Origin of the sequence: uncultured Methylibium sp. (assembly GCF_902826655.1) — a bacterium.
GTDB lineage: Bacteria > Pseudomonadota > Gammaproteobacteria > Burkholderiales > Burkholderiaceae_C > Methylibium.
Genome location: NZ_CADEFR010000056.1, coordinates 6,554 through 20,233, shown reverse-complemented (window position 1 = coordinate 20,233; position 13,680 = coordinate 6,554). Strand labels below are relative to the sequence as shown.

The 13,680-nt window shown below is 71.3% G+C and carries 15 protein-coding genes; 6 read left to right on the top strand and 9 right to left on the bottom strand.

All coding sequences use genetic code 11. From position 1 onward, the window contains the following. Positions 1–329, top strand: a 329-nt coding sequence (locus QZV97_RS16905) for a tRNA guanosine(34) transglycosylase Tgt (RefSeq protein ID WP_295645160.1), incomplete at its 5' end; no start/stop codon positions are given. 10 nt (positions 330–339) lie between these two features. Here the strand turns inward: QZV97_RS16905 and QZV97_RS16900 are convergent. Genes QZV97_RS16900 through QZV97_RS16875 form a run of 6 tightly spaced genes read right to left on the bottom strand, consistent with a single transcriptional unit; the run spans position 340 to position 5,924 of the window. After that, entirely contained in the window at positions 340–963 is a 624-nt protein-coding gene (locus QZV97_RS16900) for an FMN-binding negative transcriptional regulator (RefSeq protein WP_295645157.1), read from the bottom strand. Between the two features lie 26 nt (positions 964–989). After that, on the bottom strand, positions 990–1,670 hold the full coding sequence (locus QZV97_RS16895; RefSeq protein ID WP_295645154.1) for a CAAX prenyl protease-related protein: 681 nt from the start codon (positions 1,668–1,670) through the stop codon (positions 990–992). 8 nt (positions 1,671–1,678) lie between these two features. Continuing rightward, a complete protein-coding gene (locus QZV97_RS16890) occupies positions 1,679–3,577 on the bottom strand; it encodes an MFS transporter (protein WP_295645151.1) in 1,899 nt (632 codons plus the stop codon). A gap of 8 nt (positions 3,578–3,585) precedes the next feature. Then, on the bottom strand, positions 3,586–4,440 hold the full coding sequence (rlmJ, locus tag QZV97_RS16885) for a 23S rRNA (adenine(2030)-N(6))-methyltransferase RlmJ (RefSeq protein WP_295645148.1): 855 nt from the start codon (positions 4,438–4,440) through the stop codon (positions 3,586–3,588). Between the two features lie 51 nt (positions 4,441–4,491). Continuing rightward, a complete protein-coding gene (locus QZV97_RS16880) occupies positions 4,492–5,079 on the bottom strand; it encodes an MOSC domain-containing protein (protein ID WP_295645145.1) in 588 nt (195 codons plus the stop codon). Then, positions 5,076–5,924: a substrate-binding domain-containing protein gene (locus QZV97_RS16875; RefSeq protein WP_295645142.1), complete on the bottom strand. Its 849-nt coding sequence runs from the start codon at positions 5,922–5,924 to the stop codon at positions 5,076–5,078. The genes QZV97_RS16880 and QZV97_RS16875 overlap by 4 nt, the downstream gene beginning before the upstream one ends. A 318-nt stretch (positions 5,925–6,242) precedes the next feature. Between QZV97_RS16875 and QZV97_RS16870 the strand changes: the two genes are divergently transcribed. After that, entirely contained in the window at positions 6,243–8,132 is a 1,890-nt protein-coding gene (locus tag QZV97_RS16870) for a phosphoenolpyruvate carboxykinase (GTP) (protein ID WP_295645139.1), read from the top strand. 66 nt (positions 8,133–8,198) lie between these two features. Here the strand turns inward: QZV97_RS16870 and QZV97_RS16865 are convergent, their stop codons facing one another. Continuing rightward, complete coding sequence (locus QZV97_RS16865) at positions 8,199–8,411, bottom strand: hypothetical protein (RefSeq protein ID WP_295645136.1); 213 nt, start codon at positions 8,409–8,411, stop codon at positions 8,199–8,201. 39 nt (positions 8,412–8,450) lie between these two features. Next, a complete protein-coding gene (locus tag QZV97_RS16860; RefSeq protein ID WP_295645133.1) occupies positions 8,451–8,708 on the bottom strand; it encodes a hypothetical protein in 258 nt (85 codons plus the stop codon). A gap of 132 nt (positions 8,709–8,840) precedes the next feature. On the opposite strand from QZV97_RS16860, the gene QZV97_RS16855 reads away from it, so the two are divergent. Continuing rightward, positions 8,841–9,599: a YecA family protein gene (locus QZV97_RS16855; protein WP_295645130.1), complete on the top strand. Its 759-nt coding sequence runs from the start codon at positions 8,841–8,843 to the stop codon at positions 9,597–9,599. Between the two features lie 25 nt (positions 9,600–9,624). Then, on the top strand, positions 9,625–10,404 hold the full coding sequence (locus QZV97_RS16850; RefSeq protein WP_295645127.1) for a metallophosphoesterase: 780 nt from the start codon (positions 9,625–9,627) through the stop codon (positions 10,402–10,404). Positions 10,405–10,417: 13 nt separating this feature from the next. On the opposite strand, the gene QZV97_RS16845 is transcribed toward QZV97_RS16850, so the two are convergent. Next, positions 10,418–11,026: a TetR/AcrR family transcriptional regulator gene (locus QZV97_RS16845; protein ID WP_295645124.1), complete on the bottom strand. Its 609-nt coding sequence runs from the start codon at positions 11,024–11,026 to the stop codon at positions 10,418–10,420. A gap of 90 nt (positions 11,027–11,116) precedes the next feature. Between QZV97_RS16845 and QZV97_RS16840 the strand changes: the two genes are divergently transcribed. Further along, positions 11,117–11,872, top strand: a complete 756-nt coding sequence (locus QZV97_RS16840) for a hypothetical protein (protein WP_295645121.1) — start codon at positions 11,117–11,119, stop codon at positions 11,870–11,872. A gap of 32 nt (positions 11,873–11,904) precedes the next feature. Then, entirely contained in the window at positions 11,905–13,590 is a 1,686-nt protein-coding gene (locus tag QZV97_RS16835; RefSeq protein ID WP_295645117.1) for a thioredoxin fold domain-containing protein, read from the top strand. Positions 13,591–13,680: the final 90 nt, after the last annotated feature.

Genomic DNA, 13,680 nt, shown 5'->3' with positions numbered 1-13,680 from the left:
ACATGTTCGACTGCGTGATGCCGACGCGCAATGCGCGCAACGGCCACCTGTTCACGCGCCACGGCGACCTGCGCCTGCGCAACGCGCGCTATCGCAGCGACGAGCGGCCGATCGACGAGACCTGTGCCTGCCAGGCCTGCGCCGGCTACAGCCGCGCCTACCTGCATCACCTGGACCGCTGCGGCGAGATGCTCGGCCCGATGCTCGCGAGCCTCCACAACCTGCACTACTACCTGAACCTGATGCGCGAGATGCGCGTGGCGCTGGAAGCCGGCCGCTTCGAGGCCTGGCGGGCGCAGTTCGCGGCGGATCGCGCGCGCGGGGTCTGAGTCGGGGCGATCAGCCGCCGGGCGCCTTGGGGTAACCGAGCCGGCGCTGCAGCGCGACCAGCGCAGCCTCGTCGCTTCCGGCGGTGGCCAGCAGCCCGGCCTCGACGCCCTGCTGGTCGGCCAGCGAGCGGTGCTGGCCGAACTTGAGCTTGGTGTCGACGCGCTCGATCGCGAGCGCGAAGCCGACGATGCCGGCGCTGAGCTGCTCGACGTGGGTCTCGGGCATCACGCCCTCGGGCAGCGGCGCGGGCTCGAAGGTGTCGACCAGCTGCGCCTGCACGGCGCGCAGTTCATCGGCGTTGGCCAGCGGCTGCAGCGGACCGCGCACGTGGACGACGGCGTAGTTCCAGGTCGGCACCGCAGGCCGGCGGTGGTACCAGCGCGGCGAGACATAGGCATGCGGCCCATGGAAGATCGCGAGCGCCGGCTCGCCCGTGCCGATGCAGCGCGCCTGCGGATTGGGCCGCGCGAAGTGGCCGAGCAGGCGCTGCCCGCCGTCGGCCAGCAGCAGCGGCAGGTGGGTCGCGAAGGGCGCGCCGTCGAGTGTCGTCACCAGGGTCGCGAAGGGATGCGCGCGCAGCAGGGCGTCGGCGGTCGCGCGGTCGTCGTCGCGGAAGTGGGCGGGCAGGTACATGGCGCGATGCTAGCGGCGCGGCGCGCTCACCACAGCATCCAGTGGCCGTAGACGACGATCCACAGGCCGAGCACGCCGTTGGTCACGGCATGCGCAATGACCGCGGTCCACAGCGAGCCGGTGCGGCGATAGAGCCACGCGTAGGCGAGGCCGGCACAGGCGGCGGCCAGCCACTCGGTGTGCGCGAGCGTGAACACGAGGGTCGACAGGACCACCGCCTGCACGCCGACACGCCGTGCATCGACCGCGAGGAAATCGTGGCCCGCGATCCAGCGCATCAGGAAGCTCCGCCAGAACAGCTCCTCGAGCAGCGGAACGACCAGGGCCGTGCCCAGCCAGCGCAGCGCGATCAGCGCCCACAGCGGCTCGCCGTCGGGTCCGATCGGGCGAAAGCCCGCCACCGGCGTGCCGAGGCGCATCCACGGCTCGTCGAGGCGCATCCACAGCCAGCACACGGCCAGGCCGACGGCGACGGCCAGCAGCATGTCGCGCCAGCGCGGCAGCGACTTCAGCTCGACGTAGTCGCGCCACCAGATCGCCATCAGCAGGCCCGGCAGCCCGACCTGCAGCGCGTAGAGCCAGCGCAGGTCAACGCCTTGTGGTGCGACGCCGTCGAGCAGACCGCGCAGGGCCAGCAGCAGCACGAAGACGACGAAGGGCAGGAAGCGGCGCTGCGCCGCCGGGTCGAAGGCAGTGCGCCCGAACAAGGCCGGCCTCAGGCAGCCAGCAGCGCCAGCACGCGCTCGCGCAGGACGTCCGGCGTGACCTGTGCGGGCGGCACCGCGCTGCCGGCGCTCAGGCCGACGCGGCTCCAGAGGCCGCGCCGGAACGGGCGCGTCATCGCGTGGCCGCCCAGGCGCGAGAAGAAGGAGCCCCACAGGTTGTGCAGCGCCAGCGGCACCACCGGCACCGGGTTGCTCTCGAGGATCTTCATCACGCCGGCCTTGAACGGCTGCAGCTCGCCGTCGCGGGTGATGCCGCCCTCCGGAAAGATGCACAGCAGCTCGCCGTCGTCGAGCACCCGCTTCGCCTCGGCGAAGGCGCGCTCGTAGGTCGCCGGGTCCTCCTTCTGGGAAGCGACCGGGATCGCCTTGGCCAGCCGGAACAGCGTGCCCAGCACCGGCGTCGCGAAGATGCGGTGGTCCATGATGAAGCGGATCGGCCGCGGGCTCGCCGCCATCAGCAGCATCGCGTCGATGAAGCTCACGTGGTTGCACACCAGCACCGCCGCGCCTTGCGCGGGGATGTGTTCGTCGCCGCGCACCTTGAAGCGGTACATCAGTCGCGCCACGATCAGCGCGACGAAGCGCAGCAGGTACTCGGGCACCAGCAGGAAGATGTAGGCCGCGACCACGGCGTTCAGCAGCGCGGTGACGAGGAAGATCTGCGGGATCGTGAAGCCGGCCTTCAGCAGCGCCGCCGCCATCAGGCTGCTGGCGATCATGAACAGCGCATTGAGGATGTTGTTGGCCGCGATGATGCGGGCGCGATGCGTGGGCTGCGAGCGCAGCTGGATCAGCGCGTACATCGGCACGCTGTACAGGCCGGCGCACAGGGCCAGCAGGCCCAGGTCGGCCATCACGCGCCAGTGCCAGGGCTCGCGCAGGAACTCGGCCACCGTCGCGACCGCGCCCGGCGGCGCGTGGCCGCGGGTGGCCAGGTAGAGATCGATGCCGAAGACGCTCATGCCGATCGCGCCGAAGGGCACCAGGCCGATCTCGACGTGGCGCCGGCTCAGCACCTCGCACAGCAGCGAACCGATGCCGATGCCGACCGAGAAGACCACCAGCAGCAGCGACGCGACCTGCTCGTTCCCGCCCATCACCTGCTTCGCGAAGGCCGGGAAGTTGGACAGGAAGACCGCGCCGAAGAACCACATCCACGAGATGCCCAGCAGCGAACGGAACACCACCCGCTGCCCGTGCGCCAGCTTCAGGTTGCGCCAGGTCTCGCTGACCGGGTTCCAGTTGATCGCGAGGCCGGGATCGGTGGCCGGCGACACGGGCACGAACTGCGCCGTGACGCGGCCCAGCAGCGCGAGTCCGAAGCAGGCGAAGGCGACCCAGTGCCGACCGACCTCGGGCACGGCGATGAGCAGGCCGCCGACGACGTTGCCCAGCAGGATCGCGACGAAGGTGCCCATCTCGACCATGCCGTTGCCGCCGGTCAGCTCGCGCTCGTTCAGGTGCTGCGGCAGGTAGGCGAACTTGACCGGGCCGAACAGCGTCGAGTGCAGGCCCATCAGCAGCACGCAGCCCAGCAGCACCGGCACGCTGGCGACCCAGAAGCCCCAGCCGGCCAGCGCCATGATCGCGATCTCGAGCGTCTTGACGAAGCGGATCACGCGCGTCTTGTCGTGCTTGTCCGCCAGCTGCCCGGCCGTGGCCGAGAACAGCAGGAAGGGCAGGATGAACAGCGCGCCGATCACCAGCCCGGCCAGCTCCGGCGGCAACCACTCGACCTGCAGCTGGTAGGTGACCAGCACGGTGAAGGCGAACTTGAAGAGGTTGTCGTTGCCGGCGCCGAGGAACTGGGTCCAGAAGAAGGGCGCGAAGCGGCGCTGGCCGAGCAGGGCGAACTGGTTCGCGTGCGCGGGCTCCGGAGAAGGGCTCATGCGTTCGCTCAGGCGGCCTGCTGCTCGAGCAGGTGGCTCGCGCCGCGGTACTGCCCCAGCACCTCGGTCAGCCAGGGCAGGCTCTGCGCCAGCGCCGCATGCAGGGTCCACGGCCCGTTGATCACGAAGACGCCGCTGCCGGCCAGGCCGAAGCCCTGCGCGTCGAGCGGCTGCACCGTCAGCCGCGCGTGCAGCCAGCCCTTGATCTTGGGCCCCTGCGCAGACGACTGCAGGCGCTTGGGCAGCTGCGCCGCCTCCAGGCGGTTGACCTGCGGGTACCAGACCACGATCACGCATTCTGCGAAGCGCTTCAGCGCGTCGCGGACCGCCGCCACGACCTTGCCGTAGTCGGTCTTCAGCTCGTAGGACGGGTCGATCAGCAGCACGGCGCGACGCGACGGCGGCGGCAGCTGCGCCTTCAGGCCCTCGAAGCCATCCTCGTGATGCACCTCGGTGTGCGGGCGTGCGGCGTGGTGGGCGGCGAGCACGCGCACGTCGGCCGGGTGCAGCTCGAAGAGCCGCAGCGCATCCTGCGGCCGCAGCAGCTGGCGGGCGATTTCCGGCGAGCCGGGATAGCGGCCCAGGCCGCCCTCGGGGTTGAAGTCGCGCACGCGCTGCACGTAGTCGGCCACCGCCGGCGGCAGGTCGCTGCGGTCCCACAGGCGCAGGATGCCGTGCTCGAACTCGCCCTTCTTCTGCGCCTCGGGGCTGGCCAGCGAGTAGCCGCCGGCACCGGCATGCGTGTCGATCAGCGTGTAGGGCTTGTCCTTCTGCGCCATGTGGCGCAGCACCTGGGTCAGCACCAGATGCTTCAGGACGTCGGCGTGGTTGCCCGCGTGGAAGGCATGTCGGTAGGCGAGCATCGCGCGATTGTCGTCGCGGGGCGCGTCGGCGGTGCGGGGCCCCGCGCCGCGTCAGCGGTGCTTGGCCATCACCGAACGGAACAGCTCCGGAATGCCGACCTCGCGGGGCCCGGGCACCAGCTCGAAGGTCTCGCCGGCGGCGATCAGCCCCGGCACGCGCACCGCGAGATAGGCGCCGCAGTAGCCCGACTGCACCATCAGCTTGGCCGCCTGGTTGAATCCCATCACCGCGTTGAACTTGTAGCAGGGCTGGCGTGGCCCGGCGACGGCCAGCTCGCAGCGCGGGAAGCGCAGCAGGTCGCCGACCCACAGCTGGTTCTCCAGCACGCCGGACAGCGTGAGGTTCTCGCCGACGTGGCCGTGCGGCAGGTCCTCGTCCCAGAGCGATACCTTGGCCTGCGCACGGACAGTCCGCCAGAAAGGATAGTGCTCGGCCGGGTAGGCATAGACGGCCTTGTCGAGGCCGCCGTGCACGCTGGGGTCGGCCTGCTCGTCGCCGGCCAGGCCGAGCGGCCCGACCGCCACGTCGCCGTCGACGCCGCGCTTGCCGATGGCGCTGAGCACCGTGCGGTCGCCGGCCCGCAACGGCCGCGACTGGCCGAGGTTGACCGAGAGGACGCGCCCGCCCTGCAAGCTCATGCGGCCTTCTGGTAGCCGCGTCCGAAGCCGGCCACGGTGCGTTGCCCGGTCGGCCCGGCGAGCCAGCTCACCAGCAGCTTGCCACCGGGGTGGTTGACGCGGAAGGAGCGCATCACGTGGTAGCTGGCGCGCAGTCGCTCGTCGCCGTCGACGAGCACGGCCAGCCCCGAGCCCGCGCCCAGTGCCGACCAGACGCCGCGTTCGACGAGGGCGTAGCTGCCGGTCTCGCGCGCCAGCTGCAGCACCGCTGTCGGACCCGGGCCGGCGGTGCGCAACCACGGGCCGACGGGCTGCGGGCCGGCGGCCTTCCACAGCGCCTGCTCGATCGAGCGGGCGCCGGTCGGCTCGACGGGTGTCACGAAGCCGGCCTCGCCGCGCTCGCCGGCGGCGACGATGCGCGCGAGCGCGGCCGCTGCGTCGTGGCCGCCGGCGATGCCGGCCGGGTCGCCGCTGGCCGGCTCCTTGCGCGTGGCCTTGCGCGGCGCCGGCCCGACGAGCACGAAGTCGGTCCGCACGACCGCGCGGCGGTCGTGTACGAGGTTCTTCTGCAGCAGCGCGAGCTCGAGCGCCGGTTCCTGGGTCAGCGCGGCATCGATCTCGCCGCGCTCGAGCTGCGGCAGCAGCAGGCCGCTCGGCCCCGGCCGCCAGTCGACGGCGAGGCCGGTATCGCGGGCGACCGCGACGCGCAGCCGCGCCGCCAGGCCCGACGCCATCAACGTGGCTTCGACGCCGACGACGATGGCTTCACGCGGGCTTCGCTGCGCCAGCGCCGGCCAGGCCAGGGCCGCCAGTCCGGCGACCAGGACGCCGCGGCGAACCGGCCGCGAGGGTGTCTTCGAGGGCATGGACCCCATGTTAAGGGGGAGGTGCGGGGCGCCTTGCGGGCGCTGCGAAGGAAGGCCGCGAAAGGGGCGCAAGTCCTTGATGTCGCACGCGCTTCCTGGCGGCCCCGAAGTCGCTGTCCCCGACGCGACACCGGCGTGTGCATACGCTCATGCACAACGCGCATACCTGCTTTTCGTCACGCGGAAGTCACACACCTAAACTTTGCCGACGCTGGTCTCGAGGCCGTGTCCAGGCCGCTTGCGAGAGATGCCGTCAGCACAGCGGAGCCGGGCACTCCGGCTGCTGACGGGATCTCTTTTCATTACCCTGGAGCCCCGATGAACCACCCCGCCATGGAAGGTCTGCGCCTGAACGCGCCGGCCCACGTGAAGAACGCCAAGCTGCTCGACTGGGTCGCCGAGATGGCCGCGCTGGCCCAACCCGACGCGATCTACTGGTGCGACGGCTCGCAGGCCGAGTACGACCGGCTGTGTGCCCAGCTTGTCGCCGCCGGCAGCTTTCGCAAGCTGAACGAGGCGAAGCGGCCGAACAGCTACCTGGCCTGGAGCGACCCGAGCGACGTCGCGCGCGTCGAAGACCGCACCTTCATCTGCTCCGAAAAGAAGGAAGACGCCGGCCCCACCAACAACTGGACCGCCCCGGCCGAGATGCGCGCGCTGCTGCAGACCGGTCGCCCGGACGGCACGCCGGCGCTGTTCAAGGGCTGCATGCGCGGCCGCACGATGTACGTCGTGCCGTTCTCGATGGGGCCGCTGGGCTCGCCGATCGCGCACATCGGCGTGGAGCTGAGCGACTCGCCCTACGTCGCCGTCAACATGAAGCTGATGACGCGCATGGGCAAGGCCGTGCTCGACGTGCTCGGCGCCAGCGGCGAGTTCGTGCCCTGCATGCACACCGTGGGCGCGCCGCTCGAGCCGGGTCAGAAGGACGTCTCGTGGCCGTGCAACGCCACCAAGTACATCGTCCACTACCCGGAGACGCGCGAGATCTGGAGCTACGGCTCGGGCTACGGCGGCAACGCGCTGCTGGGCAAGAAGTGCTTCGCGCTGCGGATCGCCTCGACCATGGGCCGCGACCAGGGCTGGCTCGCCGAGCACATGCTGGTGCTGGGGGTGAAGAACCCGCAGGGTCGCAAGTACCACGTCGCTGCGGCCTTCCCCAGTGCCTGCGGCAAGACCAACTTCGCGATGCTGATCCCGCCGGCCGGCCTGAGCCAGGGCGGCAAGGGCTGGGAAGTGACGACCATCGGCGACGACATCGCCTGGATCAAGCCAGGCAAGGACGGGCGCCTGTACGCGATCAACCCCGAGGCCGGCTACTTCGGCGTGGCCCCGGGCACCAACGACAAGACCAACCCCAACTGCATGGCCTCGCTGACGCGCGACGCCATCTTCACCAATGTCGCGCTCACCGACGATGGCGATGTGTGGTGGGAAGGCATGACCGACACGCCGCCGGCGCACCTGATCGACTGGCAGCGCAAGGACTGGACGCCCGAGATCGCCAAGGCGACCGGCGCCAAGGCCGCGCACCCGAACGCGCGCTTCACCGTGGCCGCCACCAACAACCCGGTGCTCGACGAGAACTGGGACAACCCGGCTGGCGTGGCGATCGACGCCTTCATCTTCGGCGGCCGCCGTTCGACCACGGTGCCGCTGGTGACCGAGGCGCGCGACTGGGTCGAGGGCGTCTACATGGCCGCGACGATGGGCTCAGAGACCACCGCCGCCGCCGCCGGCCAGCAGGGCGTGGTGCGCCGCGACCCGTTCGCGATGCTGCCCTTCATGGGCTACAACATGAGCGACTACTTCCAGCACTGGCTGGCGCTCGGCGGCAAGCTCGCCGCGAGCGGCGCGAAGCTGCCGAAGATCTACTGCGTCAACTGGTTCCGCAAGGGCGCCGACGGCAAGTTCGTCTGGCCGGGCTATGGCGAGAACATGCGTGTGCTCAAGTGGATGCTCGAGCGCGTCGACGGCACGGGCCAGGGCGAGGAGCACGCCTTCGGCGTCAGCCCGCGCTACCAGGACCTCGAGTGGAGCGGGCTGGCGTTCTCGCGCGAGCAGTTCGGCAGCGTGATCTCGACCGACCAGGCGGCGTGGCAGCAGGAACTCAAGCTGCACGACGAGCTCTTCACCCAGCTCGCCTATCACCTGCCGACCGAACTGAGCGCGACCAAGCTCAGGTTCGAGCAGCGTCTCGCGGCCTGAGCCCGGTCGTTGCGCTGATGAAGAAGGCCGCCCTCGGGCGGCCTTTCTGCTGGCGGATCGCCTGGCTCAGATCCGGACGGTGGCGCCGCGGAACAACGCGTCGACCGTCAGGCGCTCGGCGCGCTGGTCGAGCGAGGCGCCACTGAACTGGTCGAGCCAGCCGGCCGCCTGGCTGTGGTGAGGGGCCTGGACGGTGCCCGTCGAGGCGCCGCGGAAGGCGGCACCGACCGAAGCGACGGACTCGGCGATCGAATGGCCGAGCATCTGATAGACGTTCATGATCAAACTCACTGGAATATGGTGGATGGCGGCCTGGACTCAGGCGCGCTCGGTTTCGCGTTCCCAGCGCATTGCGGCGCCGCGCAGGTCGGCGGCCAGGCTCGGCTGAGTAGATTCGTACTGGTTAGCAAGCGCCCACAGTTCAGCGATCTCTTTCTGAGGCTCGCTAGGACGAGGCTGGCGATTCAGGCGAAGCGAGATCCAGCGCAGGAAGGCGGCGGCCCAGATGCCCAGGGGTTCGGCGGCGCGGGGCGACACGATGCGCGCGGCAGGCAGGTTGACGGTGGTGGTGACCATGGTGGTTCCCTCCTTTTGGGATGCTTCGCAGTTTAGGGTAAACCCTAAATCCACAAGGCCGACAGGACGCCGACTTTTCCCGTCTTTTCGCGGCGACCGAGGTCTCGTCGCGCGCGTAGGACAATCCTGGGCATGCCCGCACCCGCCTCCACCACGCCGCTGAGCGACCCCGAGATCAGCGAACTCGACGACCTGCTGGCGGCCATCCCCGCGCCCTTCGAGCCCCTGGACGTCGTGATGCTCGACGGCTACCTGTGCGGCGTGATCGCGCAGCCCGACCCGATCGAGCCGGCGCGTTGGCTGCCACCCGTGTTCGACTGGAACGTCGGCGACCCCGACGCGCCGGAGGGTGACCGCGAGCTGCGCCCCGACAGTCCCGGCTGGCATGCCGCCAAGCACGAGCGTCTGGTCAGCCTGCTGGCCCGCCACCATGCCGTGCTCGAGCGGCAGCTGCGCGAGGACGCCTGGTTCGATCCGCTGGTGATGCAGCCCGAAGACGATCAGGGCCATCTGCTCGAGGGCCGTGCGGCCATCGGTCCGGCGTTCGCACCCTGGGCGGTCGGCTTCGAGCACGCTCTGGCCCAGTTTCCGGCGCTGGAGGCCCTGGCCAACCCCGAGCTGCCCGACCTGCTGGCCTGCGTGCGCCGGCACCTGCCGGCCCAGGAAGGTGACGACGAGGCCTACACGAAGGCGCTCGACCAGGAGCATCCGCTGCGCAGCATGGACGAGGCCATCGAGGACCTGGTGTCCAACGTCGTCGCGCTGGCCGACCTGGGCCGCGGCGAACGCCTGAAGGTCGACACCGTGCGGCGCGCCGGTCCCAAGGTCGGCCGCAACGATCCCTGCTCCTGCGGCAGCGGCAAGAAGTTCAAGCTCTGCCACGGCGCCTGACGCGGCCCGGTCGTCAACGTCGCCGATGCGCCTGCAGCTGCTGTCGGACCTGCATCTCGAGACCGAGGCCTACGCGCCGCGGCCGGCGCCCGGCGCCGAGCTGCTGGTGCTGGCCGGCGACATCGACAGCCGCTGGGACGCCCTCGAGCGCTTCGCGCGCTGGCCGGTGCCGGTGATTTTCGTCGCCGGCAACCACGAGTTCGACCGTCGCGAGCTGCGCGAGGCCTGGCCGGCGCTGCGCGCGCGCTGCGACTCGCTCGGGATCACGATGCTCGAATGCGAGGAATTGACGCTGAAGGCGGCCGACGGCCGACGCATCCGCTTCGTTGCCACGACCCGCTGGTGCGACTTCGACCTGTTCGGTCCGGCCGAGCGAGAGCGCTGCCAGCGCGCCGCCGGCTACTTCGTGAAGATCATGCGATCGACGCGCGACGGGCGCGTCTTCGACCCGGCCGCGGTGCGCGAGGAAGCGCTGGCCTGTCGCGACTGGCTGAAGCAGGCGCTGGCCCGGCCGACGGACGCCGACGCGACCGTGGTCATCACGCACTACGGGCCCAGCCTGCGCAGCGTCGACCCGCGCTACGGCCACCAGCCGGGCTCGGCGAGCTTCTGCAACGCCGACGACGACCTGCTGGCCGGCGCCGACCTGTGGCTGCACGGCCACCTGCACTGCCGGCACGACTACCTGGTTCGCCATCCCGCCGGGTCGTCGCGACCGGTGACGCGCGTGGTCAGCAACGCGCGCGGCCATGCCCACAAGGGCGAGGCCGACGGTCACGACGGCCTGCTGTGCCTGAAGGTCTGAGCCGCCGCCGGCCCTAGCGTGCCGACAGTCCCTGGAAGCACGAGCGCAGCACCCAGTCGATGATCTGCTCGTCGGGGTGCTGGCCGGCTGCCTTGAGCACGCCGACCACCGGGTCGCAGGCGCGCGCGTACAGCGTGTACAGCACCACCTCGGGCGGCAGTGCCGCATCCAGGCTGCCGTCGGCCTGGGCCGCGGTGATCCAGGTGCCGAGCCGTTCGCTCAGGTCGAGCAGCCGGTCCAGGTAGGGGCGGTTGCCCATCAGCGCGGTGCGCAGCGTCGAGTTCTGGGCCGGCAGCGACGGCATCTCGCCGGCCAGCTGGACCTCCATCGCCCAGCGCACGACCGCGCGCAGGCGCTCGACCGGCATCAGTGTGGCGTCCGTGGCCAGGGTCTCGACCACCGCCAGCGCGCGATCCAGCACGCGGATCATGGCGGCGGCGGCCAGTTCTTCCTTGGACGTGAAGTGCTTGTAGAGGCTGGCCTTGGCGATGCCGACCTCGGCCGCCACCTCGTCGACCGTCATCGCCTCGAAGCCCTTCTCGGCCAGCAGGCGATTCACCGACGAGACGATCGCGTCCTCGCGGGTGCGCAGCATCTGCTCACGGAACGAGGTTCGGGCCATGCCAAATTGTAGGAGGGCCGGTCGACCCACCGAGCGCGGTCTTGCGCTGGGCGCGCTTCGGCGGTCTGATGCCGGCTGAAGCACCCGTCCATGAGCCTCGCTGATCCGCCCGTCGACACGCTACCGCGCCTGCACGCCCGCCGCCTGCGCGAGATCTACCGCTCGGCCGGCTGGCCTGCGCGCGACGCGGTCGAGGTCGACCTGCTGGCGGCCGGGCTGCTGGAGCGCATCGGTGCCCCCGACGGCCGCGAGACCCTGCGCGTCACCGACGCCGGCATCGCCGTGCTGGCCCGGTCGCTGCAGCGCAACCGGGCGGCCTTCGGCGAACACGAGGCCCTGGTCGAGCGGGTGGTGCTGGAGATGCAGCGCGCCGGGCGCATCGCCTGGCGCACGCTGGCTCTGCGGGCGCGCGTCGACGACGCTTGGGTGCTGGCGCGGCCGGACGTCTACTCGGTGCGGCACACCACGGTCGAGGCCTACCTGAGCCCGGTCGTGCACGAGGTCAAGGTCAAGCGCGCCGACCTGCTGGCCGACCTGCGCCTGGCCGGCAAGCGAGCGGCCTACCTGCAGATGGCCGGGGCCTGCCACTATGTGCTCGCCGAAGGCATCGCCGAGGCCGACGAGATCCCGCCCGAGTGCGGCGTCATCGTGGCCCGGCGCCTGCCGGGCGGCGGTTTCGGCGCCCTCGAAAGCCTGCGCCCCGCGCCGCAGCGCAGCTTCGGCCTGCCGTTCTCGGCCTGGATGGCGCTGGCGCGCGCCACGCCTGCCGAGCCCTTGCTGGACGAGGCCCAGGCCGCGCTCGGCGCACCGCCGATCCGGGCGGACGACCCCGAGGCGCCACTTTGAGACACTTCGGTATCCGACCTTCGTCCACGACCATGCGCTCCACGTCCGCCGCCCTGTCGATTCCGCTGGCCGCCGCCCTGCTGCTGGCCGCCTGCTCGCGGTCGGCCGACGGCCCGGCCGTCGCCACAGCGGCGAGCGCCGCGGTCACCGCCGCCGTCACGCCGGCGGTCGCCGCCGCGGTGTCGGCCGGTGCCGCGCACGACGACGCCGGTATCGCCTGGCGCAAGCCGCAGGCGGAGGCCGAGGCCGACGCGGTCTTCGCCGAAGCCAGGACCCAGGGCAAGCCGGTCTTCGTCTACTGGGGCGCCGAGTGGTGCCCGCCGTGCAGCCAAGTCAAGGCGACGGTGTTCGTGCGACCCGAGTTCATCGAGAAGAGCCGCGGCTTCCTGGCGGTCTACCTCGACGGCGACCTGCCCGGCGCGCAGAAGCTCGGCGAGCGCTTCAAGGTGCGCGGCTATCCGACGATGATCCTCTTCCGCCCCGACGGCAGCGAGCTGACGCGCCTGCCCGGCGAGGTCGACGCGCAGAAGTACCTGCAGGTGCTGACGCTCGGTCTGGGCGCGGCGCGGCCGGTCAAGGACGTGTTCGCGCAGGCCCGGTCGGCGCCGGCCCAGCTGAGTGCCGAGGACTGGCGCCTGCTGGCCTACTACTCGTGGGACACCGACGAGCAGCAACTCCTGCCCAAGGCCCAGCTGGCCGCCACGCTGCAGCGCCTGGCCCAGGCCTGCCCGCCCGACCAGGCCGAAGCCGGCACGCGCCTCATGCTCAAGGCCCTGGTCGCCCAGGCCGGTGCCGAGCCCGCCCCGAAGCGCCTGCCGCCGGCCACCGTGCGCGAACGCGTGCTGGCCGTGCTGGCCGACGACCTGCTGGCGCGCGAGAACCTCGACCTCGTCAGCAACTACGCGCGCGACCTGACGGCAGCCTTGACGGCGCCCAGGACGCCCGAGCGCGAGGAGCTGATCGCGACCTGGGCCGCGACGCTCGACCGCCTGACCGCCGACACGCGCTTGTCCCAGGGCGACCGGCTGTCGGCGCTGATCTCGCGCATCGACCTCGCGAAGCTCGAGCTCGGCATCGCCGCCAAGCAGCCGGCGCCGCTGAGCACGGTGCTGAAGGAGCACGTGCAGCGCGAGGCCGCCCGCATGGACCGCGAGGTGACCAGCGACAACGAACGCAATGCCGTCATCACCGGCGCCGCCTACGCGCTGGCGCAGGCCGGCTTGCTGGACGACTCCGACCGGCTGCTGCAGGCCGAGCTGTCGCGCTCGCACAGTCCCTACTACGCGATGCTCTCGCTGGCCGCCAACGCGAAGCGTCGCAACGACAAGCCCGGCGCGCTGGACTGGTACGAGCGCGCCTACCGCGAGTCCCGCGGTCCGGCCACGCGCGTGCAGTGGGGCGTGACCTACGTGACGGCCCTGCTCGAACTCTCGCCCGAGGACGGCGCGCGCATCGACCGCGCCGCCGGCAGCGTGCTGGCCGAGCTGCAGGGGCAGCAGCACGGCTTCTACGAACGCAACACCGCATCGCTGGAACGCATGAGCACCAAGCTGCTGGCCTGGAACAAGGGGCCCGAGCAGGCCGCGGTGCTGGGCCGGCTGCGCGCGCAACGAGACGCCCTGTGCGTGGCGCTGCCAGCCGGCGATCCGCAGCGCGCCACCTGCGCCGGGCTGCTGGCGACCGGCGGCGCGGCGGGCAAGAAGAAGCCTGCGGCCTGATGCGCTTCGCCCACACTCATCAGCGGCGGCCGGCAGCATGACGGCGATGAAGAAGCCGACGCGCCTGCACTGGGAAGACTTCGCCGTCGG